This is a genomic window from Actinoplanes ianthinogenes (genome assembly GCF_018324205.1).
Taxonomy (GTDB): domain Bacteria; phylum Actinomycetota; class Actinomycetes; order Mycobacteriales; family Micromonosporaceae; genus Actinoplanes; species Actinoplanes ianthinogenes.
On sequence record NZ_AP023356.1, the window covers coordinates 4,479,509 to 4,505,706 of the forward strand.

The following is a 26,198-nucleotide window of genomic DNA, read 5'->3' on the forward strand; positions in this document are numbered from 1 at the left end:
CCATTGAGCACGGGGGAACCTATGCGTCATCGCACCGTCGCCTTGTCCACTCTCACCACCCTGGCCGCCGGCCTCGTCTTCGCTTCGCCCGCGCAAGCCGCCGACGGGCCGGTCACCGACCTCGGCATCGCACCCGGCGCCCGCGTCAACCGGACTGTCGAGCTCCGGCCCACGGTGGCCGCGGAGGCCGACGTCGCCCAGCTCCAGCTGTGGGCGAACAACGCGCCCGTCGCCTACGACTACGCGGCGCCCTGGTCGCTGAGCTGGAACACCCGGGGCATCATCGACCAGGACGTGCCGGTCTACCTGGTCGCCGTCGACAAGGACGGCAACAAGACGCCGACCGGGAAGGTCACCGTCCGGGTCGACAACTACGCGCCACTGGCGAGCTTCCCGCAGGGCTGGGGCAGCAGCCAGCAGTACCCGGCGAGCAACAACAGCTTCACCGGCATCCAGCGGTTCTCACTGACCCCGGCCGGCGACGCCGACACCGTCCGGTGGATCCAGCTGTCGGTGGGCGGCCAGGTCATCGACACGGCCACCGCGGCGCCGTGGCCGGTCACCTGGGACACCTCGGCCTTCCCGGAGGGCGTGGTCAAGCTGACCGCGACCACCACCGACGACCTGGGCAACACCACGCAGAACTCGGCCTGGCTGTGGGTGGACCGGACCGGGCCGGCGACGACCGTCCGGTTCCCGCAGGTGGCGGGTTACGTCAGCGTCCACCAGCCGCTCGCGGTCGAGGCGTCCGACCCGGCCACCGTCGACCGGGCCGAGCTGTACCTGAACGGCGTGCTCGCTGACACCGCCACGCTGAACGGCGCCGGCGTCGCCGACCTCGACCTCGCGGCGGGCACTGCGAACGGTCCGGCCACGCTGACCGTCAAGACGTACGACCACCTGGGCAACGTCACCGAGCAGACGCGCTCGGTCGTGGTCGACAACGACAAGCCGGTCGCGGCCGGCGCGCCCGGGTCGAGCTACCTGCGCGGTACCTTCGGCGCCGGGGTCAGCAACTTCCGAGACGCCACCGGCGCCGCCTACCTGGCCGTCTACTTCGACGACTTCCGCGGCACCGGCTTCACCGAGCGCAGCCCGTGGTACGTGCACGTCAACAGCCGCGCGGTCGCCGACGGCCGGCACACCCTGGCCTGGGACGTGAAGGACAAGGCCGGCAACCTCACGCAGCTGCGCCGGTCGGTCTACGTCGACAACACCGCGCCGGCGGTGAGGTTCGGCACCGCGCCGAAGAACCGGGCGAAGCTGACCCGCAAGGTGACCGTCAAGGCCATCGCCGCCGACCGCTTCGGCATCGCCCGGGTCCAGCTGCTGGTCAACGGCAAGGTGGTGGCGACCGACAGCAAGGCCGCCTTCAGCTTCACCCTGAACCCGAAGAAGTTCGGCAAGAAGTTCACCGTCCAGCTCCGCGCGTACGACCGCGCCGGGAACGTGAAGTACTCGACGAAGCGGACCTACCGCCGCTGACCGGCACATGACACACCGAAGGGGAGGCCCGGCCGGGTCTCCCCTTCGGCGTCTCGGCGATGCTTCTCGACCCGGGATTCAGCCCGGCGGTCGCCGGGCGGCCCGGTGCCCACGCGGGCCTCGCGGGTAGCCACGGGACGGGGCTGGTGCGGTGGTGGGAGGGGTAATGCGTATCAAATAGGTTTTGCCCGCATTTCGACCGCATCCAGGATGAGTTCCAGCGCCAGCTCGAACTGGTCCTCGCGGTTGACGTCGCTCAGGTGCTCGGCGACGTTGCGGATGTGCGGGTAGCGGTCGGCGGGCAGGACGACGTATTCCCTGGTCCAGGCCAGGCCGTCGCGGTCCATCACGTCCAGGCCCACGGCGTGCACGTTCGCCTCGAAGGCGGTCCAGGCCAGGATGGTGTCGGCGACCGCGCGGTACATGCTGGCGGCGGCGCGACCGTGCAGGCCGGCCTGCTCGAGGGCGCCGATGATCAGCTCGACGGTGCGGAACTCGGCCTCCTGGCGCAGCGTGCGGGTGGCGACCAGGGCGGCCACCCGGGGATGCGTGACGAAGGCGCGGCGGCTGGCCCGGGCCAGCGACATGATCCTTTTCCGCCAGTCCGGCTCGTCCGTGTCCACCTCGGACAGCGCGTGCTCCAGCAGCTGCGCGCCGATCGCCAGCAGCAGCTCGTCCTTGTCCCGGAAGTGCCGCAGCACCGCGGTGGGCGCCACCCCGAGCGCCGGGCCGAGTCGCCGGAAGGTCAGCGCCTCCGCGCCGTCCGCCTCGGCCACCTCCAGCGCCACCTTGACGATCTCCGCCCGGCTCAGCGTGCCCCGCTCCCTCTTCGCCATGCGGCCCATCTTAATGAAACAACGTTGTGAACGCTGTTGACATCGGTGTTCAGATGTCGTTGCATCTGTGGCCAGGGTCACCAAGGGGAGTGGATAGATGAACGCACCCATGCCGAAGTCACTCGGCGTCATCGACGGCGTCGTGATCGCCGCCTCCAGCACCGCCGCCACCACCAGCATCGCGATCGGCACCGGTGTGCTCGCCGCGACCGTCGGCCGCCAGGTGCCGATCCTGCTGGTCCTGGCGTTCCTGCCGATGATCGGCATCGCCGGCGCCTACGCCCGGCTGAACCGCTCCGAGCCCGACTGCGGCGCCGGATACACCTGGGTGGGCCGCACCCTCGGCCCCTGGCTCGGCTTCCTGGCCGGCTGGATCCCGGTGGCCGGCACGGTGATCTTCCTGGCCTACACCACCGCGATCTGCGGCTCGCTGCTGATCCAGACCGCCGGCAAGGTCGGCCTGCACGGCCTCGACCCGGACTCGACCGCGCAGTGCACCCTGGTCGGCCTGGTGGTGCTGGTGGCGGTCACCTGGACGGCGATCCGCGGGGTGGCGCACGCCGTCACCTTCCAGAAATACCTGCTGATCTTCGAGTACGCGGTCCTGATCGTCTTCTGCGGCTGGGGGATGATCGTCGGCGACCAGCCGTTCTCGCTCTCCTGGCTCAACACGTTCGCCTTCGACTCGCTCAGCGGCCTGGCACAGGGCCTGGTGCTGGCGGTCTTCTTCTACTGGGGCTGGGACTCCGCGTTCAACGTCACCGAGGAGACCCGCAACCCGGAGGACGCCTCCCGCGGCGGGTTCATCGCGCTCTTCACCATGCTCGGCCTCTTCGTGCTCGGCTCGATCGCGTTCCAGCGCGTGCTGCCCACCGAGGAACTGGCCGAGAACGGCGCGCAGGGCCTCAGCTACTTCGCCGCCAAGCTGGTCGGCGAGCCGTGGGCGTCGGTGCCACTGCTCGCGCTGATGTTCTCGGCGATCGCCTCGGTGCAGTCCGGGGTGATCCCGACCGCCCGGCTGACCCTGGCGATGAGCCGGGACAAGACGCTCGGCCCGTTCTGGGCGCGGCTCAGCAAGCGCGGCGCGCCCGCCGCCGGCACTGTCGTGATCGCGGTGATCGCCGGGTTCGTGGCCCTGCTGGAGTTCGCCATCCCCACGCTCAACCAGGCGATTCTCGCCGCGGTGAACACCATCGGCCTGCTCGTGGCGGTCTATTACGGGCTGACCGCGATCGCCTCCGCGGTCCGCTTCCGCGGACTGCTGCGGACCAACCCCACCGAAGGCTTGCGGGCCGTTGTCATCCCGCTGCTTTCCGGTACGGCATTGCTCGCCCTCGGCATCTACCTCGCCCTGTACTACGCCACCCTGAGCGACAGCTTCGCGATCAGCGTGGAGAACGGCTGGTTCAACCTGGCCGCCCCGGCGCTGATCGTGCTGCTCGGGATCGGGGCCGCCGCGATGGCGAAGTGGCGCCGCCGCTCACCGTACTTCGCTCGTGTGGAGGAGACCGTATGACCACCGCTGACCTGCTCTTCACCGGTGGGCCGGTGTTCACCGCGGGCGGGGCGCGCTCCCGGGCCACCGCCGTCGCGGTCAAGGACGGGCGGATCCTCGCGGTCGGGCACGACCTGGCCGACCTGCGCGGGGCCCGGACCGAGGTGGTCGACCTGGCCGGGAAGCTGCTGATCCCGGGGTTCCAGGACGCGCACGTGCACGCGGTCTTCGGCGGCGTCGAGATGGGCGAGTGCGACCTGACCGGCACCACGGACCTCGCGGTCTACCGCGAGCGGATCGCCGCCTACGCGGCCGCCCACCCCGACCGGGAGTGGATCACCGGGAGCGGCTGGTCGATGGAGAGCTTCCCGGGCGGCGTGCCGTCGGCGGCGCTGCTGGACGCGATCGTCCCGGACCGGCCGGTCTACCTGACCAACCGTGACCACCACGGGGCATGGGTCAACTCGGTCGCCCTCGAACTCGCGAAGGTCACCCGGGACACCCCGGATCCGGCGGACGGCGTGATCAACCGAGACGCCGCGGGCAACCCGGCCGGCGCCCTGCAAGAGGGGGCGATGGGGCTGGTCGGCCACCTGATCCCGGCGACCACCCCGGATCAGTTGGTGGCCGGTCTGCGCCGGGCCCAGGCGCTGCTGCACTCGCTCGGCGTCACCGGCTGGCAGGACGCCATGCTGCGCGGGTCGAACGGGTATCCGGATCCGGCGGACGCGTACCGGACCGCGGCCGGCGAGGGCTGGCTGACCGCGGCGGTGACCGGCGCGCTCTGGTGGGACCGGGACCGCGGCGCCGACCAGATCGCCGAGCTGGTCGAGCACCGGGCGCAGCTGACGATCGGGCGGCTCACCTGCTCGACCGTGAAGATCATGCAGGACGGGGTGGCGGAGAACTTCACCGCCGCGATGACCGAGCCGTACCTGGACAGGTGCGGCTGCCCGACGCCGAACAGCGGGCTGAGCTTCGTGGATCCGGCGCTGCTGCGGGGATATGTCACGGAGCTGGACGGGCTGGGCTTCCAGGTGCACTTCCACGCGCTCGGTGACCGGGCGGTCCGGGAGGCGCTCGATGCGATCGAGGCGGCGCGGACCGTGAACGGATTCCGGGACACCCGGCCGCATCTGGCCCACCTCCAGGTCGTGCACCCGGACGACATCGCCCGGTTCCGGCGGCTCGGGGCGACCGCGAACATGCAGCCGCTGTGGGCCGCGCACGAGCCGCAGATGGACGAGCTGACCATTCCGTTCCTGGACCCGGCGCTGGCCGGGCGGCAGTATCCGTTCGGCGATCTGCTCCGGGCCGGGGCGACCCTGGCGGCCGGCTCGGACTGGCCGGTGAGCAGCCCGAACCCGATCGAGGGCATCCACGTGGCGGTGAACCGGCAGGTGCCCGGGGCGGACGACGACCGGGTGTTCCTGCCCGAGCAGCGGCTGGACCTGGGTACGGCGCTGGCGGCGTACACGGCCGGCAGCGGGTACCTCAATCATCGGGACGACAGCGGCGTCGTGCGTACCGGAAACGTCGCGGACCTGGTGGTCCTCGACCGCGACCCGTTCGACGGGCCGGCCGCCGCGATCGCGGCGACGAAGGTCGCCATGACCTTCGTGGGTGGTGAGCGGGTCTATGCGGCCTGAAGCGCCGTGATCAGGCAGGCCCGGCACATGTCGGGGCGCGTCCACTCCGCGAAGATGTCCACCGCCGGCGGCTGGTCCTCCTCGCGCCACTCCGGGTTCCCGATCCCGGGGGCCTCGCGGTGATAACGCAGCGGGGCGTCGGTCACCGGCGCCCCGCACCGGCCACGAGTATTCACTTGTGACAAATGCCGCACGTTGTCGTGGGCCCCGAAGACCAGATCATGGCTCTCCTGGACGTGCCACTGGTGGTGCGGCGAGTGCGGACCGACCACCATGGACCGTCGCGGACAGTAGACGGCATGCCATTCGCGATCATCAGGCGCACGCGTGATCACCACCGGTATCAGCTCGTCAAGCGGGGCGAGGTCGCGATCGGGAAAGCTTGGCAGCGGGTCACCGGACACTCGCTCTCGGTAGTGTTCCACGTGGAACGTGGGGTAGAGGTCGGCGTACATCGCCTCGACGACGGTGCTGTAGACGGCGTATCGCGCGACGCCGTCCGGGAAGCGGACCGTGGCCAGCCAGGTACCCACCGCAACCTCCTCGGTCCTAAAACCCGGGACGCAGGCTAATCCGCCGCGGCAAGACCAGGCAGGATCAGGGCATGCCTCTGCTCTTCTCGTACGGCACCCTGCAAGATCCCGCCGTCCAGCGGGCCAACTTCGGAAGGGAACTGGAGGGCCGGGCGGACACCCTGCCCGGGTACGCGGAACGGCTCCTGGAGATCACCGACCCGGAGGTCCTGGCGACCAGCGGCAAGACCCATCACCCGATCGTCGTGGAGACCGGCGAGGACGCCGACGGGGTACCGGGCACGGTGTTCGAGGTGACCGAGGACGAGCTGACCGCGGCCGACAAGTACGAAGTGGACGATTACCACCGGGTGCTGGTCTCGCTCGGCTCCGGCGTACGCGCCTGGGTGTATGTGAGCGCCGCCGCGTACTGACCCGCTCACCGTGGTTCTGCTCCTGAAGTTCCTGCTGGCCCCGCTGCTGGTGGCCGGCTCCACGCTCGCCGGGCGTCGCTGGGGTCCGCGGGTGGCCGGTCTGCTGGTCACCTTTCCGATCGTGGCCGGTCCGATCCTGCTGATCACCTGCCTCGACCACGGTCCGGCCTTCGGTGCCCGGGCCGCCTCGGCGTCGCTGCTGGGCTTGATCACGCTGGCGCTGTTCGCGGTCGTCTACGCGTACGCCGCCCGCCGCCTCGGCTGGCTGCCGGCACTGGTCCTGGCCTGGCTCGCCAACCTGGCCGGGGACGCCGTCCTGGCCGGGTTCAGGCTCACCGCCTGGGTGGCGTTCCCGCTGGTGCTGGCCGCGATCGTGGCCGCCCACCGGCTGGTGACCGGCCTCGACGACCCGGCCGCCGAGGTGCACCCGGCCGCGCCGCCGTGGTGGGACCTCCCGGCGCGGGCCCTGGCCACCGCCGCCCTGGTCCTGACCGTGACCAGCGCGGCCGCCCGCCTCGGCCCCACGGTCACCGGGATCCTGGCACCGTTCCCGATCGCCACCAGCGTGATCGCCGCGTTCGTCCGGGCGCAGCAGGGGCCGGCCGCCACCATCCGGACCCTGTCCGGGGTGACCCGCGGTCTGACCGGCTTCGCCGTGTTCTGCTTTCTGGCCGCGGTGCTGCTCGGACCGCTCGGCACCGGGCCGGCGTTCGCGGCGGCGGTGACAGGTGCGCTGCTCACCCAGCTGATGCTGAGCCGCGCCCCGGTTCGCCGATCGGCGGTCGCCGCCTGACCCTTTGCCCGAAGCCACAATCCATTCGATACGCGTTACCCCTCCCACCACCGCACCAGCCCGTCCCGTGGCTACCCGCGAGGCCCGCGTGGGCACCGGGCCGCCCGGCGACCGCCGGGCTGAATCCCGGGTCGGGGAACACGACACCCCCATATGCAGTCCGACTGTATATAGCGATGGTCTATATTCCTCCGCATGACGATGCAGGAACCGACGTTCTTCATCCTGACCGCGCTGGTGCGCACACCACTGCACGGCTACGGGATCATGCAGGCGGTCGAGCAGCTCTCCGACGGTCGCGTCCGGCTCAAGGCCGGGACCCTCTACGCCGCGCTCGACCGCCTCAGCTCGGACGGCCTGATCGTCGTGGACCGCGAGGAGGCCGTCGGCGGCCGGCTCCGCCGGTACTACGTGCTCTCCGACGACGGGCGCGCGGCGCTCGAGGAGGCGGTGGCGAGGCTCCAGTCGAACGCGAGGGTGGCCGCGACCCGGCTGCGCGAGGCGTTCGGCTTCATCGGGGGAGTTCAGCATGCCTGAGCTGGAGCTCTCGTACCGTCGCCTGCTCTGGGCGTACCCGCGCTTCTACCGCCGCGAACGCGGCCTGGAGATCCTGACCACGCTGATGGACGCCGCCGAACCGGGGCAGACCAGGCCGTCCCGCGGCGAGGCGCTCCACCTGCTGCTGATCGGTCTGCGGTACAGGTTCGTGCCGCCGGGCTGGATCAGCGCCGTCGTGGCCGGCTTCGTGACCCTCTGGGTCGCACTGGTGTGCAGCGGCCTCGGCACGGTCGCCGTCTACGCCGCGCAGCGCCCGGAGCCGCCCCGGCTCGCCGCGCTCGCCGACCAACTGGCCGGGCAGCCGTCCGCGACCAGCACGGACGCGTCCGGCTACAACCCGGTGGAGCTGGCCTATCTGGCCGGGACGTCCGGCACGCTGAACGACTTCAGCGGGCAGGGCTGGACCGGCTCCCGGCCGGTGCCGGACGAGCAGTCCCGCGGCTACGACGGCGTGCCGGACGTGCCGGGCGTGCTGACCGCGGCGTACCAGCGGCTGCAGCACGACGGCTGGGCCATGGGCGAGGTGGTCCGGGACGAGAACTCGCCGGACGGCGTCTTCTGGGCCGAGCGCGACGGCGCACTGATCACCGTCGGCGGGACCTACGAGCACAGTGGCATCACCGTTCACTGGTACCCGGTCGAGCCGCCCGGCCTGCTGGCCGGCGCGATCGCCGGCTTCGTGATCGGCGCCCTGCTGGCCTGGCAGGCGCTGACCTGGCTGGCGCACCGGGTGGCCCGGACCGGTCCCGGCACCCGCCGGCGGATGCTGCTGATCAGCCTGCCGGCCCTGGTCGCCGCCGTGGTGAACAGCTTCGACTGCGTGGCGAGCATGTGGCCGGCGTCGAGCACGACGGTGCTGCTGCGCACCTACTTCATGTACCCACTGGGCAACCAGATCGCGAACCCGCTGGCCCCGGCGATCATCGCCCTCTCCCTGCTCGGCGTGATCATCCTGGTCGCCGAGGCGAAACCGGACGCGCGGCTGCTGCCGATCAACCAGCCGACGGGCGAGCCGGCCGAGGGCTGACCGGGCGGCCTCCGAAGTCAGCGGCGGTAGGTGCGCTTCGTCGAGTACTTGACGTTGCCCGCTTTGTCGTAGGCGCGCAGCTGCACGGTGAACTTCTTGCCGTACCTCTTGGGGTTCAGCGTGAAGTGGTAACCGGCCGTGTAGTCGGTGGCCACGACCTTGCCGTTGACCAGCAGCTGGACCTTGGCAACGCCGTTACGGTCGCTCGCCGCGGCGGTCAGCGTGGTCTTCTTGGTCAGCTTGGTGTTGTTCGTCGGCCGCTTGGTGACCGTCAGGCCCGGGGCCGTGTTGTCGACGATCACGGTCCGCCGGGCCTCCGCGGTGTTGCCCAGACTGTCGGTCGCCAGCCAGGTCAGGGTCTTGGGGCCGTCCGCGCCGGACCGGACCCACGACGACGTCGTCGCCTGGTTCCCGAATTGGGTGTAAGCGACACCGTGCACGTCCGATGCCCGCAGCGAGGTGACGAACGACGTGCCCCGGACCAAGGCCCGCTCGGCCGGCGAGATGACCATCGTCGGCGCGGTCCTGTCGATGTTCACCGGGAACGACGTCGACGCCGTATTGCCGGCGGCGTCCCAGACCTGCAGGTCCACGGTCGCGGTCGGTGCCGCGATTGTCTTCGCCGCCCAGCTGAAACTGGATCCCGTCGACTTCAGTTCACCGTTGACCCGCCACTGCGTTCGGGTGATCGGCGACTCGTCATCGATCGTGGGCGTCAATCCGGTGTCACCGCCGACCCAGCCGTTGCCGCTGTCCACCCGGCTCGTCGTATACATGCTGGTGGCGTCCACCCGCGTGATGACCGGCTCCTCGTCATCGACGATGTACCCGGTGCACGGGGACGAGATGTTGCCGACTCGATCGAATGCCTGGAAACAGGGCTGTGTGGCCCCGTCGGTGGCCTGCCAGGTGTAGGACCACGGCGCCTCGGTGAGGGTGGCGAGCACCGGCCCGAACGCCCCGTCGAGCACCTCCACCTTCGTGATGTCAGCCGGCACGCCGGTGATCTCGATGGTGACCGGGCCGCTGCGCATCGACGACCCTGGCGCCGGCGTGAGATCCATCCGTGGTGCCACGTTGTCGACATGCACCTGCCGGACGATCGGCGCACTGCGGTTACCCGCCGCGTCGAGAGCCTGCACGGTGATGGTGCTGTCGTAATAGTCACGGACCCGCGTCGTCGTGACTGCCTTGCAGATCCAATATCCGGCGGTCGCCGAGGTCTGGCAGCCGCCGTTGGCGTAGGGGTCGCCGGGTGTGTCGACCGTGACCACCACCTTGGTGACCTTGACGTCGTCGGTGGCGGTGACCCGGAAGAGCGGAACCGCCCGGACCAGCTGCCCGTCGGTCAGCCCGACGCTGGTGATCACCGGGTTCGTGACGTCCGCGGCCGGATCGTCCGCGACCGCGGGTACCGCGCCGGCCAGCACCAGCCCGCCCGCGAGAGACACCGCTGTCGCCGTTCGCAACGTCCAGCTCACCATCAGCATGCAGCCCCTATGATCGACTGCGCAGAGATTAGGGGCGTCGGCATGAGTCGATCAAGAGATCTCGCGCGCAGGGCCGAAACGGTACCGTCCCGTTACCGGCCGACCGGCTACCAGGGCAAACAACGCGACCCGGACGGCCGTTGTCCCGGTTCGCGGCGGTCGGGAAGGCTTCCTCCGCCACCGAGTCCTGGAGTCCCGCATGCCCCACCGCACCCTGCGCCGCACGGTGACCACCGCCGCGCTCGTCTTCATCGGCGCGGCTCTGCTGATCCTTAGCGGTCTGCTGCCCGGAACCGTCCGGGACGTGGTCTACCTGCTGCTCCCGGCCACCTGGCTGACCGTCTGTTGCGGCCTGGCCAGCCTGGCGCTCTCCCGGACCCGCCGCGCCGGCTGAGTCCCGGGCTCACAACCGCTGCCCGGAGACGGTGAGGATCGGGTAACTCTCGAAGCACGTTCGGGTGACAGGGCGGTAATCGCGGCTTCCTAGCGTGAACATCGAGGACGACACGCTGGACGGAAGGAACCCGCTCTGTGGGCACCCAGGTGCGTACCGTGTGCGGCTACTGCGGCGTCGGCTGCGGCATGGTGCTGGATGTCGCCCGGGACGCCGACGGGCGGCGGCGGGTGCTCAGGGCCAGTGGCGACAAGGACCACCCGGCCAACGGCGGCCGGCTCTGCACCAAGGGCGCGACCAGCGCCGACCTGCTCGCGGCCGGTGGCCGGCTGGGGCACGCGATGGTGCGCGCCGAGCGGGGCGCCGAGCCGCGGAAGCAGAACCTGGACGAGGCGATCGCGGAGACCGCCCGGCGGCTGCGGGCGATCGTCGACGAGCACGGCCCGGACTCGTTCGCCATGTACGTTTCCGGTCAGATGACGCTGGAGGCGCAGTACCTGGCGAACAAGCTGGTCAAGGGCTACATCGGGACCAACAACATCGAGTCGAACTCGCGGCTCTGCATGGCCAGCGCCGGCACCGGCTACAAGCTGTCGCTGGGCGCCGACGGGCCGCCCGGTTCCTACGACGACCTGGATCACGCCGACGTCTTCTTCGTGATCGGCGCGAACATGGCGGACTGCCACCCGATCCTGTTCCTGCGGATGATGGAGCGGGTCAAGGCCGGGGCCAAGCTGATCGTGGTCGACCCGCGGCGTACCGCCACCGCCGACAAGGCGCACCTCTTCCTCCAGATCAAGCCGGGGACCGACCTGGCGCTGCTCAACGGCCTGCTGCACCTCGTCGACAAGGACGAGGAGTTCATCGCGGCGCACACCGAGGGCTGGGCGGCGATGCCGGAGCTGCTCGCCGACTACCCGCCGGCCGCGGTGGCCGAGCTGACCGGGCTGCCCGAGGACGACATCCGGACCGCCGCCGCGTGGATCAGCGGGGCCGCGAACTGGGTCACGCTCTGGACCATGGGGCTGAACCAGAGCACCCACGGCACCTGGAACACCAACGCGATCTGCAATCTGCACCTGGCCACCGGCGCGATCTGCCGGACCGGGAGCGGCCCGTTCTCGCTGACCGGCCAGCCGAACGCGATGGGCGGCCGGGAGATGGGCTACATGGGCCCGGGACTGCCCGGCCAGCGGTCGGTGCTGGTCCCGGCCGACCGGGAGTTCACCGAGCGGGTCTGGGGGCTGCCCGCCGGCACGCTGCGCACCGAGGTCGGCAAGGGCACCGTCGACATGTTCGAGCAGATGGCGGCCGGGAAGATCAAGGCCTGCTGGATCATCTGCACCAACCCGGTCGCCTCGGTCGGCAACCGCAAGACGGTGATCGCCGGCCTGGAGGCCGCCGAACTGGTGATCACCCAGGACGCCTTCGGCGAGACGGAGACCCATGCGTACGCCGACATCGCGCTGCCGGCCGCGATGTGGTCGGAGTCCGACGGCATCATGATCAACTCCGAGCGGAACCTGACCCTGGTGCATCCGGTGGTGGACGCTCCCGGCGACGCGCTGCCGGACTGGCTGCTGATCTGCCGGATCGCCGCCGCGATGGGCTTCGCGGAGGCTTTTTCGTACGGCAGCGCGCCCGAGATCCTCGACGAGATCAAGCGGTTCGCCAACCCACAGACCGGTTACGACCTGCGCGGTGTGTCGTACGAAAGGCTTGCCGGCGGCCCGGTCCAGTGGCCGGCCGCGCCGGGCGGGCCGGACCGCAACCCGATCCGCTACCGCGAAGCCGACGGCGGTCTGCGGTTCGCCACCGCGAGCGGGAAGGCGGTCTTCCACCCGCGCCCGCACCTGCCCCCGGCCGAGCTGCCCGACGACGACTTCCCGTTCGTCCTGAACACCGGCCGGTTGCAGCACCAGTGGCACACCATGACCAAGACCGGCAAGGTGGCCAAGCTGACCAAGCTCAACCCGGGCCCGTTCGTGGAGATCAACCCGGCCGACGCCCGGGCACACGGGATCGCCGAGGGCGACCAGGTGGAGATCGAGTCCCGGCGCGGGCGCGCGGTGCTGCCCGCGGTGCTCACCGACCGGGTGATGCCGGGCAATTGCTTCGCCCCGTTCCACTGGAACGACCTGTTCGGCGAGTACGTCAGCGTCAACGCGGTGACCAGCGACGCGGTCGACCCGCTGAGCTTCCAGCCGGAGCTGAAGGTCTGCGCCGTGGCGCTGTCGAAGGTGGCCGCACCGGTCACCGAGGCCGCCGTCACGCCGGCTCGGATCCACGACCTGCTCGGCCTGGACCCGCAGCCCCCGGTGCTGAGCGACGGGCAGCGCCGGTACCTGGCCGGATTCCTGGCCGGGCTGCCACCGGTGCGCCCGGACGCGCCGACGCTGCCGGCCAACGCGCCGTTCGACCCGGGCACCGCGATGTGGGTCAACGGGCTGCTGGCCGGGATCTTCCACGCGGCGCCCGTCGTTGCTCCGCCGGCCGCGGCCGGGCCGCGCCTGCAGATTCTCTGGGCTTCCCAGACCGGCAACGCCGAGGAGTTCGCCCGCGGCCTGGGCTCGCGGCTCGCGGAGACCGGGCGCCAGATTTCGGTACGCGGTATGGACCGCGCCGTCGACGACCTCCTCGACCCGGACGCCGACCTCCTGGTGGTGACCAGCACGTTCGGCGACGGCGACGCCCCGGACAACGGCGCCGAGTTCTGGCGGTCGATCGCCGGCGACGGCGCACCCCGGCTGGACGGGCGCAGGTTCGCGGTGCTGGCCTTCGGTGACTCGAACTACGACGACTTCTGCGGACACGGCCGCCGCCTCGACGAACGCCTCGCCGAGCTGGGCGCCGAACGCCTCGCCCCGCGCGCCGACTGCGAGCCGGACTTCGAGGACACCGCCGGCCGGTGGCTCGACTCGGTCGTCACGGCGCTGACCGCCCCGCCCCGGGTCGCGCCCACCAAGGCCGCCCCGCTGAAGTCCGCCCTGGTCGGGAACCGCCTGCTCAGCAAGCCCGGCTCGGCCAAGGAGGTGCGCCGATTCACCTTCCACACCGGCGGCCTGCTGGACTACCAGGCCGGCGACGCGCTCGGCGTGTGGCCGGTGAACGGTCCGGAGCTGGTCGACGAGTGGCTGTCGGTGACCGGTCTGGCCGCGGACACCGCCGTGGAGCTGGACCGGGTCGGGATGGTCCCGCTGTCCGAGGCGCTCACCCGGCACCTGGACATCACGAAGATCACCACGGACCTGCTCCGGTTCACCGCCGAGCGGGGCGGGGACGGGCAGCTCAAGACCCTGCTCCGGCCGGACAACAAGGGCGAGCTGGCGAAGTGGACGTGGGGCCGGCAAGCCGTCGACCTGATCGCCGAGCAGGGCGTACGGGCCTCCGCGCAGGAGTGGGCCGGGGTGCTCAAACGCCTGCAACCCCGCCTCTACTCGATCAGCTCGACCCCGCTGGTCGACCCGGACCAGGTGAGCCTGACCGTGTCGGTGGTCCGGTTCGACAGCCTGCTCGGGCGGCCGCGCAAGGGAGTCTGCTCGACCCACCTGGCCGACGCCCTGGACGACATCGAGGTGCCGCTCTTCGTGCAGAAGGCGCCGCACTTCCGCCCACCGGCCGACCCGGCCACACCGATGATCATGGTGGGGCCGGGTACCGGGGTGGCGCCGTTCCTCGGCTTCCTCCAGGAGCGTCAGGCACTCGGCGCGCCCGGGGCGAACTGGCTGTTCTTCGGCGAGCAGCGGCGGGAGACCGACTTCTACTACCGCGAGGAGCTGGCGGCGCTCTCCGCGGCCGGCACCCTGACCCGGCTCGACCTGGCGTTCTCCCGGGACCAGCGGGCCAAGGTGTACGTGCAGGACCGGATGCGGGAGCAGGGCGCGCAACTGTGGGCGTGGCTGGAGGACGGCGCGCACTTCTACGTCTGCGGCGACGCCAGCCGGATGGCCAAGGACGTGGACCGGGCGTTGCACGAGATCGCGGTCAACCACGGGCGGCTGTCACCGGAGGCGGCGACGGCGTACCTGAAGCAACTGGCCGCCGACAAGCGCTACGTCCGCGACGTCTACTGACCGCTTCGCGCGTGGCCGAGCTGCGGCTCAGCGGTGAGCGGATCATCCGGTCTGCGGCCCGCGTCGTGCGCACCGGTCACCAGATCTCCCGGACCTCGCAGGAGAACACCGCCGTGGTCTCCGGCCGCACCCGGCACACGTCGTTGTCCGGTCCACCGTCGACAAGACTGGACGCGCCCGCGGTGATGATGGCGTCGTCGCCCGCTCCGCCGTAGATCTTGTCGCTGCCGTCCACTCCGTCGAGTTCGTCGTCGCCGCCACCACCGACGATGACGTCGTTGCCGTAGTAGCCCTCGAGGTGGTTCGCGGTTTCGTTGCCGGTCAGGCGGTCGTCACCCGGTCCGCTGATGATGTCCTCGACGTCGGCGCCGACGGTGTCGCGCTCCCCGGGCAGCCCGTCGTCGCCGGAGGAGCCGTCCAGATCGACCGTGATCGACTTGGCGTAGGCGAAGTAGTCCAACCGATCCCGGCCCGGGCCGCCGAGCAGCACGTCGGCTGCCGCGCCTCGATCGTTCTCGTCGCCTTGCAGCGCATCGTCGCCCGCCCCACCGTCGAGGCGGTCCCGGCCGGCCTGGCCGGCGAGCCAGTCGGAGCCGTCGTCGCCGTAGATCTGGTCGTCACCGGCGCCGCCGACCAGTTCGTCGTCGCCCTTGCCGCCGTGGATCACGTCGTTGCCGGGACGGATCGGGTGGTTGGCGCAATCGCTGTCACCGAGAACCAGGTCGTTGCCGTCGCCGGCCGAGATGTAGTCGGAGCCGTCGTCCGCGAAGATCTCGTCGTTGCCGCCCCGGCCGTAGATCCGGTCGTTGCCACCGCGCGGCTCGCAGGTGTCGTCGCTGCGGAACATGTCGGCCTTGGGACCGCCGACGAGCGTGTCACTACCGGTACCGCCGTACGCCTCCATCCGCAGATCGCTGTTGTTGACGACGGAGTCGTTCCGGTCGTAGACCTTGATGTACAGCGATCGGGCCGGCTTCTTGGTCTTGCAGCGCACCTTGGTCTTGTCGCCCTTGACCCGCTTGCAGCCCTTGCCCGGGTTGATGGTCACCCGGTCGTCGATGACGACGTAACGCCCGGCCCGGGTGATCACCACCTGGTTCCGGTCGCCGGAGTCCGCCCGGAAGGTGACCCGGCTGGTGCCGGCGTAGGCGTCGCCCCCGGTCAGCGCCATGGCGGGGGTGGCCACCGCGCCCGAGGCGACGATGGCGAGAAGTGTGAGACCGACTCCTGCCGGCCAGTGGTTTCGTAGCATCGAATGCTTCCCCCGATGTAGCGATCGCGGCGCATCTTAAGGAGAAGGTGATCTTGAGCGATAGACGGGCCGCGCTTCAGTGTGACGACCGTCACAGGACGGGCGAGCAACGGATTGCGGGGGGCGGGACCACACCCTTACGTACGCGAGAAATTGGCCGCGGAGCGGAAGGGAAATGGCGGCCCGGACCGTCGGCATGGCCTTTTTTGAATTCATTCCTGAGGTCGGCAGAGCATTCTGCCGACCCTAGCAGCGTTTACATATCCGCAGCTCAGAACACTTTTAGGAATTGCTTAAGGCGGGTTGACCGCCCTCCCACTAATGCATATCGTCCTGATCGCGCCGAGGCGGCCATCCCCATTCCCCCGTCTTCGCCTCGCCGCGAATCGGAGCGAAAGGACGACGATGAACCACGCGAAGAAGCCGGATCCCCGGAAGCGGAAAGTGATTCTCGCGGCCGGAATGGCGGCAGTCGTGGCCGGCCTCGGCACCGTGGCGGGGGTGTCCTTCGCGGACGCCGACGCCGCGAACCCGGCCGGATTCTCGGACGATTTCGGAGACGGTGACACGGCCGGCTGGAGCAAGTCGGGTGGCACCTGGTCGGTCACCGACGGCGAGCTCCGGCAGTCGAAGAGTGGCGCGACACTGGCCCGGGAGTTCGCGGGTTCGACCGACTGGACGGACTACACCGTGCAGGCCAAGGTCGACCCGCTCGCGGTGGCGACCGGCGGTTACGCCGGGATCGTGGCCCGGGCGACCAGCTCCACCAGCTTCTACCGCCTGGCACTGACCGGCGGGAACAAGGTCCGCCTGGAGTCGGTGAAGTCGGGCACGGCCACCGTGCTCAGCGAGGCGGCCGTCACGGTGACCGCCGGCGCCTCCTACACCCTGGGACTGACGGTCAGCGGGACCACGCTGAGCGGCTCGGTCAACGGCGCCACGATCGTGACCGGCACGGCGAGCACCAGCGGCAGGGGCCGGATCGGACTGCTGACCTATGACGCCACCGCAGCGTTCGACGACGTGGTGGTGACCACCAGCGGGACCGCCCCGACGACGTCCCCGACCGCTACCGCTACCGCGAGCCCGACGGCGACGGCGACGGCGAGTCCGACCGCCACCACCGGCGGGAAGTTCGAGAGCAGCCCGATCGGCTTCGGCGCGGGCACCACCGGCGGCGCCGGCGGCGAGACCGTCGCCATCACCTCGCTCGCCCAGCTGATCACCGAGGCCGCCTCGGACGGCCCGAAGGTCCTCCAGCTCTCCAGCGTCCTCAAGGGCAGCGGCTCGGACCAGGTCGTCGTCTCCTCGGACAAGACGATCGTGGGGGTCGGCGCGAACGCCGGCCTGACCGGCGCGGGCATCTCCATCAAGAAGGCCAGCAACGTCATCATCCGGAACCTGAAGATCTCGTTCGCGCTGGCGCCGGTCGACCTGATCGCCGCGCAGAAGTCGGATCACATCTGGATCGACCACAACGAGCTGTTCAACGACACCACGCACGACAAGGACTTCTACGACGGCATGGTGGACCTGACGCACGCCACCGACTTCGTCACGGTCTCCTGGAACCACCTGCACGACCACCACAAGGGCTCGCTGATCGGCCACTCGGACAGCAACGCGGCCGAGGACACCGGCCACCTGCGGATCACCTACGGCCACAACTGGTTCGACAACGTGGCGTCCCGCCTGCCGCGGGTCCGGTTCGGCACCGTGCACCTGTACGACAACCTGTTCAGCAACGCCGAGACCAGCGGCATCCACTGCCTGATGAACGCGCAGTGCCTGGTCCAGAACAACGTGTTCGTGAACGTCAAGCTGCCGGTCTGGACCACTGAGGACTCCGACGAGGACGGCTTCGCGGTCATCTCCGGCAACGACTTCGGCGGCCAGGCCCCGGTGATCACCCAGACCGGCACGTTCACCGCCGCGCCGTACGCGGTCACCCTGGAGCCCGCCTCGTCGGTCTCCGCCCTGGTCAAGGCCGGTGCCGGCACCGGCAGGATCTGAGGCACCCCGGCGACCCGGCTCGCGCACCAGATGTTTTCTTGACTGATTCCAGAAAAGGGACCAGACTCGTCGGCGCATCCGCCTGATCACCGTCTCTGGAGGACCTGTGGCCGACGAACTCGCCGCCGAAAACCGTGAGGTACGCAAGGAGAGCGCCGGCAAGTGCCCGGTCGCGCACGGCACCGCGTCCCACGGCGGGCGGGCGAACCGGGACTGGTGGCCGAACCAGCTCGACCTGAGCGTCCTGCACCGCAACCCGGCCGCCGGCAACCCGCTGGGCGGCGACTTCGACTACGCCGCGGCGTTCCAGAGCCTGGACCTGGCGGCGGTCAAGGCCGACATCACCGAACTGCTGACCCGGTCGCAGGACTGGTGGCCGGCCGACTTCGGCCACTACGGCCCGCTCTTCATCCGGATGGCCTGGCACAGCGCCGGCACCTACCGGACCTTCGACGGCCGCGGTGGTGGCGGCGCCGGCGAGCAGCGGTTCGCCCCGCTCAACAGCTGGCCGGACAACGGCAACCTGGACAAGGCCCGGCTGCTGCTCTGGCCGGTCAAGAAGAAGTACGGCAAGAGCCTCTCCTGGGCCGACCTGATGATCCTGGCCGGCAACGTCGCGCTGGAGTCGATGGGCTTCGAGACGTTCGGCTTCGGTGGCGGCCGTGCCGACGTCTACGAGCCGGAGGAGGTCAACTGGGGCAGCGAGGACACCTGGCTGGGTGACGAGCGCTACTCCGGCGACCGCGAGCTGGCCAGCCCGCTCGGCGCGGTGCAGATGGGCCTGATCTACGTCAACCCGGAGGGCCCGAACGGCAACCCGGACCCGCTGGCGTCGGCCCGGGACATCCGGGACACGTTCGGCCGGATGGCGATGAACGACGAGGAGACCGTCGCCCTGATCGCCGGTGGCCACACCTTCGGCAAGACGCACGGCGCCGGCCCGGCGTCGAACGTCGGCGCCGAGCCGGAGGCCGCCCCGATCGAGCAGATGGGCCTCGGCTGGAAGAGCACGTACGGCACCGGGGTCGGCGGCGACGCGATCACCAGTGGCCTGGAGGGCATCTGGACGCCGACCCCGACCCAGTGGGACAACACGTTCTTCGAGACCCTCTTCAAGTACGAGTGGACGCTGAGCGAGAGCCCGGCCGGCGCGAAGCAGTGGGTGCCCACCGACCCGGCCGCCGAGGGCACCGTGCCGGACGCGCACGACCCGGCGAAACGGCACGTGCCGACCATGCTCACCTCCGACCTGGCGCTCCGGTTCGACCCGATCTACGAGCCGATCGCCCGCCGGTTCCACGAGAACCCAGAGGAGTTCCGGCTCGCCTTCGCGAAGGCCTGGTTCAAGCTGACCCACCGTGACATGGGCCCGATCGCCCGGTACCTCGGCCCGGAGGTCCCGTCCGAGCCGCAGATCTGGCAGGACCCGGTCCCGCCGGTCAGCCACGAGCTGGTCGGCCCGGCGCAGGTCGCCGAGATCAAGGCCGCCGTGCTGGCGTCCGGCCTGACCGTCGCCGAGCTGGTCGCCACCGCCTGGGCGTCGGCCTCGACGTTCCGCGGCACCGACAAGCGCGGCGGCGCGAACGGCGCCCGGATCCGGCTGGCCCCGCAGAGCGGCTGGGAGGTCAACGAGCCGGAGCGGCTGGCCCGCGTGCTGGGTGTGCTGGAGAGTGTCCGGGCGCAGCTCAGCGCCGAGATCTCGCTGGCCGACCTGATCGTGCTGGCCGGCTCGGCCGCGGTGGAGAAGGCGGCCGCGGACGCCGGCGTCACGGTCGAGGTCCCGTTCACGCCGGGCCGCACCGACGCCACCGAGGAGCAGACCGACGCCGAGTCGTTCGCGGTGCTCGAGCCGACCCACGACGGCTTCCGCAACTACCTGGGCAAGGGCCACCGCCGGCCGACCGAGCAGTTGCTCGTCGACCGGGCCGAGCTGCTCACGCTGACCGCGCCGGAGCTGACCGTGCTGGTCGGCGGCCTGCGCGTGCTGGGCGCGACCTACCAGCAGTCCAGCACCGGCGTGTTCACCGCGACGCCGGGCGTGCTGACCAACGACTTCTTCGTCAACGTCCTCGACTTCGGCACCGTCTGGTCGCCGGTGGACGGCGACGGCGAGCTGTTCGAGGGCCGCGACCGGGCGACCGGCGCGGTGAAGTGGACCGGCACCCGGGCCGACCTGATCTTCGGGTCGAACTCGATCCTGCGGGCCCAGTCCGAGGTCTACGCGGCCGACGACGCCAAGGAGAAGTTCGTCCAGGACTTCGTCCAGGCGTGGGTCAAGGTCATGGAGCTGGACCGCTTCGAGGTCTGATCCGGCAGTGACACAGAAGCGGGGCGCCCGGCCGGGCGCCCCGCTTCTGTTCGTGCCCGGTGTTACTTGACCTTCACGGCGTCCGTGGCGCTTGCGGTGTTCCGCGTGCCGGTGCCCGCGTAGACGACCTTCCAGGTGCCGGTCCTGGTGGCGGTGAACTTCTTGCTGAAAGCGCCCTTGGCGTTGGTGACCGCGGTGCCCTTGTAGGCCCAGGTGGTCTTGCCGGCCGGCTTGAAGTAAATCTTGACCGAGGTCTTCGCCAGCAGCTTGCCGTCGGACTTCAGCACGCCGGCCGCGGTCAGCTTCTTGCCCTTGACGACCGGCTCGGGAGCGGCGTTCAGGGTGACCTTCGACGGCCGCTTGAGCGAGATGGCCTTGGTGATCACGTTGGTGAACTCGGCGTCACCGGAGGTGGGCACCAGCGCGCCGTAGACCTTGGCGGTGAACTTGCCGGCCTTGTACCTGCCGCACAGCTTCACGGTGCCCTGGTAGGTGTTCGTCGAGCCGACCCGCTTGAACGCCAGGCCGTCCCGCGGCTTGCTGGAGTTGCCCGGCTCGTAGATGTCGACGCCGACGCCGGCGAACGAGTAACCCGTGGCAGGCATGGCCTTGTTCAGCTTGGCGGTGAAGGTGACGGCGCCGGTGCAGCCGGCCTTGGAGCTCAGCACGACGACGCTCTTGCTCACCGAGACCGAGGTGACCTTGATGTCGGTGGCGGCCTGGGCGGGCGTGGAGGCGATCAGCAGGCCCGCGGCGGGCGCGAGGGCGAGGGCGGCGGCGAAGGCACGAAGGCGTCCGGAAAGCATGATCGAGAGTGTAGGACGGTACCGTTACGGCGTCACGTCCGGGATCGATGAACGTCCCGCAAACAAAAAGGAGCCACCCCGGGCGGGGTGGCTCCTGAGCATGGGCGGCGGACCTACTCGGTGGACGACTCCTCGCAGCTGATCAGGGTGTCGACCGGGGTGTAGAGGCAGAAGTCGGTGTTGGCGCCGCCGTCGATCCGGTCGGGTGACGGCGTGCCCAGGTTGTCCAGGCCCCGCAGGTCGTCGTCGCCGTCCTCGCCGTACAGCGAGTCCCGGCCGAGGCCGTCCTCGAGCACGTCGTTGCCGGCGCCACCGCGCAGCACGTCGTCGCCCGACCAGCCGCGCAGGAAGTTGTTCGCGGCGTTGCCGGTCAGCAGGTCGTTGCCGGAGCCGCCTTCGAGGTCCTCCACGTCGGCGCCGACCGTGTCCCGCTCGCCGGCCTGACCGTCACCGGACCGGCCGTCCAGGTTGACGGTGACCGCCTTGCGGTACTGGATGTAGGAGACCAGGTCCCGGCCCGGGCCGCCGTACAGGAAGTCGGCCGCGACCGCGCCCTGCGCCGGGTCGTCACCGCGGAGCTGGTCGTCGCCGTACCCGCCGTCCAGCAGGTCCCGGCCGAGCTGGCCGAAGAGCTGGTCGTTGCCGGCACCGCCGGAGATCACGTCATAGCCGGACGCGCCGTAGATGTGGTCGCCGCCGTCCCGGCCGTAGATCTCGTCGCCGCCGCGGCCGCCGTAGATCAGGTCGTCGCCCGAGCCGCCGTAGATCCGGTCGTTGCCGTCGTTGCCGTACGCGGTCATCCGCACGCCGGTGCGGTTGTCCAGGACGTCGTTGCCACCGCGCAGCTCGACACGGATCCGGGTGGGCGCCGTCGCGGGCGTACACCGAACCTTGGTCTTGTCGCCCTTGACCTGCTTGCAACCCTTGCCGGCCTTGATCGCCCGCTTGTCGTCGATCGTGATCGTCCGTCCGTTGCGGGTGATCACGACCCGGTTGGCGCCGGTCGCGGCGGCCTTGAAGCGCACCTTGCTGCCGGAGACCGACGCGACGCCCGTCGACGCGGCCTGCGCGGGCGCGGCGAACACCGCGGCGACCGCGGTGGTGGTGACGCCCAGGACCAGCAGGCGAGAAACGATTCTCATATGGACCCTCCCCGTGAGTTCCAGAGATCATAAATGTCGGACCGCCGACTGGGCAGCGGTGGTTAGGGTGCAGCCGTGCGCATTTTGATGGCCGACGACGAGCGGACCCTGGCCGACACGGTCGCCGACGGGCTGCGGCAGTTCGCCATGGCGGTGGACGTCGTCTACGACGGCGCGGACGCGCTCGAGCGGATCAACACGCACCGGTACGACGTCGCCATCCTGGACCGGGACATGCCCCGGCTGACCGGTGACGAGGTCTGCGTCCAGGTCGTCGAGAAGGGCATCGACACCCGGTTGCTGCTGCTCACCGCGGCGGCCGGCATCCGCGACCGGGTGGAGGGGCTCGGGCTCGGCGCCGACGACTACCTGACCAAGCCGTTCGCCTTCGCCGAGCTGGTGGCCCGGGTGCAGGCGCTGGCCCGGCGCTCGGTGGCGCCGCTCAAGCCGGTGCTTGAGCAGGACGGCGTGCTGCTCGACACGGTCCGGCACTTCGCCGCCCGGGACGGGCTGACGCTGAACCTGACACCCAAGGAGTTCGCCGTGCTGCGCGTGCTGCTGCGCGCCGGCGGGCAGGTGGTCAGCGCCGAGGACCTGCTGGAACAGGCCTGGGACGAGCACGCCGACCCGTTCACCAACTCGGTCCGGGTGACCATCATGACGCTGCGCAAGAAACTCGGCGAGCCCGCCGTGATCCACACCGTGCCGCGCGTCGGGTACCGGCTGGGCACGCTCGCATGAAGACCCGCTCGCCGGCCCGGCGGATCATCGCGGTGTGCACCACGGCGTTCGTCCTGGGCGTCCTGGTCTTCTGGCTCACCGACTTCCTGCTGTTCTGGCTGCGGCTGGCCGGCGGCGCGGTCTGCGGGTCGCTGGGGAGCCGCGGGGTCCTCTGCCAGGCCGTCGCCGAGCGCCCCAACCTGCAACTCTTCGCGCTCGTGCTGCTGGTCACGGTGGCCGCGGCGGCCGGCGCGCGGTGGGCGGTCCGCTGGTGCCTGCAACCGATCCGGGAGCTGGAGCCGGTGATCGCCAGCGTCGGCCCGCAGAACCTGGGCTACCGGATCAACCCGGCCGGCGGTGACACCGAGATCGCGGTGCTGGCCCGGGCGATCGACGCGATGATGGACCGGATCGCGATGGGCTACGACGCGCAGCGCCACTTCGCCGCGAACGCCGCGCACGAGCTGCGCACCCCGCTTGCCGTGCAGCGCACCCTGATCGAGGTCGGCCTGGCCCGGGCCACCAACCCGGACAAGCTCGACCTGGTCACCGCGCAGCTGCTGGAGACCAACGAGCGCAACGAGCGGCTGATCGAGGGCCTGCTGGTGCTCAGCGAGAGCGACCGCGGACTGGTCACCAAGATCCCGTTACGGCTCGACGAGATCGTCGCGACGGTGCTCGACGACCACGAGGCGCGGGCCCGGGAGGCCGGCGTCACGATCACCCGCAAGCTCACCGCCCGGACCGTGTTCGGCGAGCGGGTGCTGCTCGAACGGATGGTCACCAACCTGGTGCAGAACGCCATCAAGTACAACCGGCCGGACGGCACCATCGAGGTGCAGGTCGGCGGGGAGCCCGCGCTGACCGTCACCAACACCGGCGACGACGTGCCGCCGGAGGCGGTGGTCGGGCTCTTCGAGCCGTTCCGGCGACTGTCCGGGACCCGGATCGACCACAGCGGCGGGGCCGGCCTGGGCCTGACCATCGTCCGGTCGATCTGCCGGGCTCACGACGGGGTCATCGCCGCGCACTCGTCCGGCCGCGACGGGCTGCGGGTGGAGATCGTGCTGCCGGCCGAGAAACCGCGGTGACAGCGCCGGACCCGCGGACCGACACCGGTCAGGATCTCGTGCGGGTTGGTCTCCGCCCAGCGCGCCCAGTCGGCGACGGTCGGCTCACCCTCGTCGCCCGGCCCGAACAGGACCACCCGGTCGCCGGCCCGGACCGGTAGGTCGCCGACGTCGACCACGACCTGGTCCATCGCGATCCGGCCGACGATCGGGACGCGACGGCCGTGGATGGCGACCTCGGCGCGGCCGGCGACCCGCCGCGGCACCCCGTCCGCGTAACCGGCCGGGACCAGGGCGAGCGTGGTCTCCCGGGTGACCACGTGGTCGTGGCCGTAGGAGACGCCGGTGCCGGGGCCGACCCGCTTGGTGAGGATGACGGTGGACTCCAGGGTCATCGCCGGGCGCAGGCCGAACGAGCGGCCCGGCACCGGTTCGACGCCGTACACGGCGATGCCCGGGCGGACCAGGTCGAACCGGGTCTGCGGCAGGTGCAGGGTCGCCGCCGAGTTGGCCAGGTGGGTGAGCGGGCCGGGGAAGCCCGCGGCGGCCGCCTCGGCGCGCGCGTGACCGAAGGCGATCAGCTGCCGGTGCAGGCCCGGGTCGTCCGGGTGCTCGGCGTTCGCGAGGTGGGACCACACCCCGCGTACCGTGATGAGACCGGCGGCCCGGAGTTTGGCGGCGACCGTGAGCAGGTGCGGCCAGTCGTCGGCGGTCGCGCCGCCGCGGGACAACCCGGTGTCCGCCTTGAGGTGCACGGCCGCCGGGCGGCCGAGCCGGCCCGCGGCGCGGGCCAGCGACTCCAGGGTGCGGACCGCGCTGACGGACAGGTCGATGTCGGACAGCAGGGCGGTTTCCAGTATGTCGTCCGGGGCGAACAACCACATCAGGATCGGCGCCCGGATCCCGGCGGCCCGCAACTCCATCGCCTCCGGCAGCGAGGTCACGCCCAGCCAGGAGGCGCCGGAGGCCAGCGCCGCGCGAGCCACCTCGACGCTGCCGTGCCCGAATCCGTTCGCCTTGACCACGGCCATCAACCGGGCGCCGGCGGCGGCGCGGTGCAGCAGCCGGGTGTTGTGCCCGATCGCGTCCAGGTCGACGATCGCCCGGGTCATCGAGCCGCACGCAGCAGCAGGTCGAGCAGCTCGGGGTAGGGCATCCCGGCGGCCCGCCAGATCTGCGGGAACTGCGACAGCTCGGTCATGCCGGGCAGCGTGTTCACCTCGTTGAGCACCACGCCGTCCCCGGTCAGGAAGAAGTCCACCCGCAGCAGCCCGGCACAGCCCAGCGCCTCGAACGCCCGGATCGCGGTCCGCTCCAGCAGCTCCCGCTCCTCGGGGCGCAGGTCGGCCGGGATGACGAACTCGGCCGCGCCCGGCGTGTACTTCGCATCGAAGTCGAAGAACGCGGCGCCGTGCCTGATCTCCAGCGCCGGTCCGGCCACGATCGTCCCATCCGGGTGCTGGATCACCGCCATGTCCACCTCGCGCCCGATCACGGCCGCCTCCACCAGCACCTTGGTGTCGTGCTTGCGGGCCGCCGTGATCGCCTGGTCCAGGTCGGCCCAGTCGTCGACCCGGGTGACGCCGACGCTGGAGCCGCTGCGGGCCGGTTTCACGAAGACGGGCAGGCCGAGCCGCTCCCGGTCGGCCGGCGGCACGTCGTCGTCGCCGTCGCGCAGCACCACGCCGTCGGCCACCGCGATCCCCTCGGCCGCCACGATCGTCTTGGTGAACTGCTTGTCCATCGAGGTGGCGCTGGCCAGGACGCCGCTGCCGACGTACCGGACCCCGGCCGTCTCGAGCACCGCCTGCAACGTGCCGTCCTCGCCGAACGGGCCGTGCATGACCGGGAACGCGACGTCCACGGCGCGGAGCGCGCCGAGCGCGGCGATCAGGCTGCCGGTCGACGGCGGCCGCTCCGGGAACTCGGCGCCGGTGCCGGTGTCCGTGCCGATCTCCCACACGCCGGCCCGCGAGATCCGGATCGGCAGCACCTCGTAGCGTCCGCGGTCGAGGAACCGGAAGACCGAGGCGGCGGAGCGGCAGGAGACGTCGTGTTCCGCGCTCTGCCCGCCGAAGATGACCGCGACCCGGGTCTTACCTGCGGAGTTCTGCATGGTCGACATCCTCGGGAACGCGCTG

General features: G+C 70.8%; 21 protein-coding genes. 13 read left to right on the plus strand and 8 right to left on the minus strand.

What is annotated here, in order from left to right; genetic code table 11:
• Positions 1-21 precede the first annotated feature (21 nt).
• A complete protein-coding gene (locus Aiant_RS20150; RefSeq protein ID WP_189332179.1) occupies positions 22-1,485 on the plus strand; it encodes an Ig-like domain-containing protein in 1,464 nt (487 codons plus the stop codon).
• Between the two features lie 173 nt (positions 1,486-1,658).
• Here Aiant_RS20150 and Aiant_RS20155 read toward each other — a convergent pair whose 3' ends face one another.
• Positions 1,659-2,321, minus strand: a complete 663-nt coding sequence (locus tag Aiant_RS20155; protein ID WP_212847105.1) for a TetR/AcrR family transcriptional regulator — start codon at positions 2,319-2,321, stop codon at positions 1,659-1,661.
• 97 nt (positions 2,322-2,418) lie between these two features.
• Between Aiant_RS20155 and Aiant_RS20160 the strand changes: the two genes are divergently transcribed.
• Complete coding sequence (locus Aiant_RS20160; protein WP_189332177.1) at positions 2,419-3,837, plus strand: APC family permease; 1,419 nt, start codon at positions 2,419-2,421, stop codon at positions 3,835-3,837.
• On the plus strand, positions 3,834-5,465 hold the full coding sequence (locus tag Aiant_RS20165) for an amidohydrolase (RefSeq protein ID WP_189332176.1): 1,632 nt from the start codon (positions 3,834-3,836) through the stop codon (positions 5,463-5,465). The genes Aiant_RS20160 and Aiant_RS20165 overlap by 4 nt, the downstream gene beginning before the upstream one ends.
• Here the strand turns inward: Aiant_RS20165 and Aiant_RS20170 are convergent.
• On the minus strand, positions 5,453-5,998 hold the full coding sequence (locus tag Aiant_RS20170) for a hypothetical protein (RefSeq protein ID WP_189332175.1): 546 nt from the start codon (positions 5,996-5,998) through the stop codon (positions 5,453-5,455). The two genes, Aiant_RS20165 and Aiant_RS20170, sit on opposite strands and share 13 nt — an antisense overlap.
• Positions 5,999-6,069: 71 nt before the next feature.
• Between Aiant_RS20170 and Aiant_RS20175 the strand changes: the two genes are divergently transcribed.
• The 4 genes from Aiant_RS20175 to Aiant_RS20190 all read left to right on the plus strand — a co-directional run bounded on the left by Aiant_RS20175 (position 6,070) and on the right by Aiant_RS20190 (position 8,789).
• The gene (locus Aiant_RS20175; RefSeq protein WP_189332174.1) at positions 6,070-6,411 is read left to right on the plus strand and encodes a gamma-glutamylcyclotransferase family protein; all 342 of its coding nucleotides are present in this window, start codon (positions 6,070-6,072) and stop codon (positions 6,409-6,411) included.
• Between the two features lie 10 nt (positions 6,412-6,421).
• Entirely contained in the window at positions 6,422-7,204 is a 783-nt protein-coding gene (locus tag Aiant_RS20180) for a hypothetical protein (RefSeq protein ID WP_189332173.1), read from the plus strand.
• Between the two features lie 195 nt (positions 7,205-7,399).
• A complete protein-coding gene (locus Aiant_RS20185; protein WP_306415828.1) occupies positions 7,400-7,741 on the plus strand; it encodes a PadR family transcriptional regulator in 342 nt (113 codons plus the stop codon).
• Positions 7,734-8,789, plus strand: coding sequence for a hypothetical protein (locus Aiant_RS20190; protein WP_189332172.1), 1,056 nt, complete (start codon positions 7,734-7,736; stop codon positions 8,787-8,789). Before Aiant_RS20185 ends, Aiant_RS20190 begins: the two co-directional genes overlap by 8 nt.
• 17 nt (positions 8,790-8,806) lie before the next feature.
• Here Aiant_RS20190 and Aiant_RS20195 read toward each other — a convergent pair whose 3' ends face one another.
• A complete protein-coding gene (locus tag Aiant_RS20195; RefSeq protein WP_189332171.1) occupies positions 8,807-10,279 on the minus strand; it encodes an Ig-like domain-containing protein in 1,473 nt (490 codons plus the stop codon).
• 199 nt (positions 10,280-10,478) lie between these two features.
• On the opposite strand from Aiant_RS20195, the gene Aiant_RS20200 reads away from it, so the two are divergent.
• Positions 10,479-10,673, plus strand: coding sequence for a hypothetical protein (locus tag Aiant_RS20200; protein WP_189332170.1), 195 nt, complete (start codon positions 10,479-10,481; stop codon positions 10,671-10,673).
• 137 nt (positions 10,674-10,810) lie between these two features.
• A complete protein-coding gene (locus tag Aiant_RS20205; RefSeq protein WP_229830394.1) occupies positions 10,811-14,746 on the plus strand; it encodes a bifunctional nitrate reductase/sulfite reductase flavoprotein subunit alpha in 3,936 nt (1,311 codons plus the stop codon).
• Positions 14,747-14,822: 76 nt separating this feature from the next.
• Here Aiant_RS20205 and Aiant_RS20210 read toward each other — a convergent pair whose 3' ends face one another.
• Positions 14,823-15,998 carry a calcium-binding protein gene (locus Aiant_RS20210; RefSeq protein ID WP_229830391.1) on the minus strand — a complete coding sequence of 392 codons (1,176 nt, stop codon included), beginning with the start codon at positions 15,996-15,998 and terminating at the stop codon, positions 14,823-14,825.
• Between the two features lie 462 nt (positions 15,999-16,460).
• On the opposite strand from Aiant_RS20210, the gene Aiant_RS20215 reads away from it, so the two are divergent.
• Both Aiant_RS20215 and katG read left to right on the plus strand, forming a co-directional pair.
• Positions 16,461-18,011: a pectate lyase family protein gene (locus tag Aiant_RS20215; RefSeq protein WP_189332169.1), complete on the plus strand. Its 1,551-nt coding sequence runs from the start codon at positions 16,461-16,463 to the stop codon at positions 18,009-18,011.
• Positions 18,012-18,117: 106 nt separating this feature from the next.
• A complete protein-coding gene (gene katG, locus Aiant_RS20220) occupies positions 18,118-20,319 on the plus strand; it encodes a catalase/peroxidase HPI (protein WP_189332168.1) in 2,202 nt (733 codons plus the stop codon).
• A 62-nt stretch (positions 20,320-20,381) separates the two neighbouring features.
• Here the strand turns inward: katG and Aiant_RS20225 are convergent, their stop codons facing one another.
• Together Aiant_RS20225 and Aiant_RS20230 are read right to left on the minus strand one after the other, a co-directional pair.
• A complete protein-coding gene (locus Aiant_RS20225; RefSeq protein ID WP_189332167.1) occupies positions 20,382-21,125 on the minus strand; it encodes a hypothetical protein in 744 nt (247 codons plus the stop codon).
• Between the two features lie 113 nt (positions 21,126-21,238).
• Positions 21,239-22,267 carry a calcium-binding protein gene (locus Aiant_RS20230; protein ID WP_189332166.1) on the minus strand — a complete coding sequence of 343 codons (1,029 nt, stop codon included), beginning with the start codon at positions 22,265-22,267 and terminating at the stop codon, positions 21,239-21,241.
• Between the two features lie 75 nt (positions 22,268-22,342).
• On the opposite strand from Aiant_RS20230, the gene Aiant_RS20235 reads away from it, so the two are divergent.
• A complete protein-coding gene (locus Aiant_RS20235) occupies positions 22,343-23,008 on the plus strand; it encodes a response regulator transcription factor (RefSeq protein ID WP_189332165.1) in 666 nt (221 codons plus the stop codon).
• Positions 23,005-24,078 carry a sensor histidine kinase gene (locus Aiant_RS20240; protein ID WP_189332164.1) on the plus strand — a complete coding sequence of 358 codons (1,074 nt, stop codon included), beginning with the start codon at positions 23,005-23,007 and terminating at the stop codon, positions 24,076-24,078. The genes Aiant_RS20235 and Aiant_RS20240 overlap by 4 nt, the downstream gene beginning before the upstream one ends.
• On the opposite strand, the gene alr is transcribed toward Aiant_RS20240, so the two are convergent.
• Together alr and Aiant_RS20250 are read right to left on the minus strand one after the other, a co-directional pair.
• Positions 23,994-25,169 carry an alanine racemase gene (gene alr / locus Aiant_RS20245; RefSeq protein WP_189332163.1) on the minus strand — a complete coding sequence of 392 codons (1,176 nt, stop codon included), beginning with the start codon at positions 25,167-25,169 and terminating at the stop codon, positions 23,994-23,996. The genes Aiant_RS20240 and alr overlap by 85 nt on opposite strands.
• A complete protein-coding gene (locus Aiant_RS20250; protein ID WP_189332162.1) occupies positions 25,166-26,173 on the minus strand; it encodes a D-alanine--D-alanine ligase family protein in 1,008 nt (335 codons plus the stop codon). Before Aiant_RS20250 ends, alr begins: the two co-directional genes overlap by 4 nt.
• Positions 26,174-26,198: the final 25 nt, after the last annotated feature.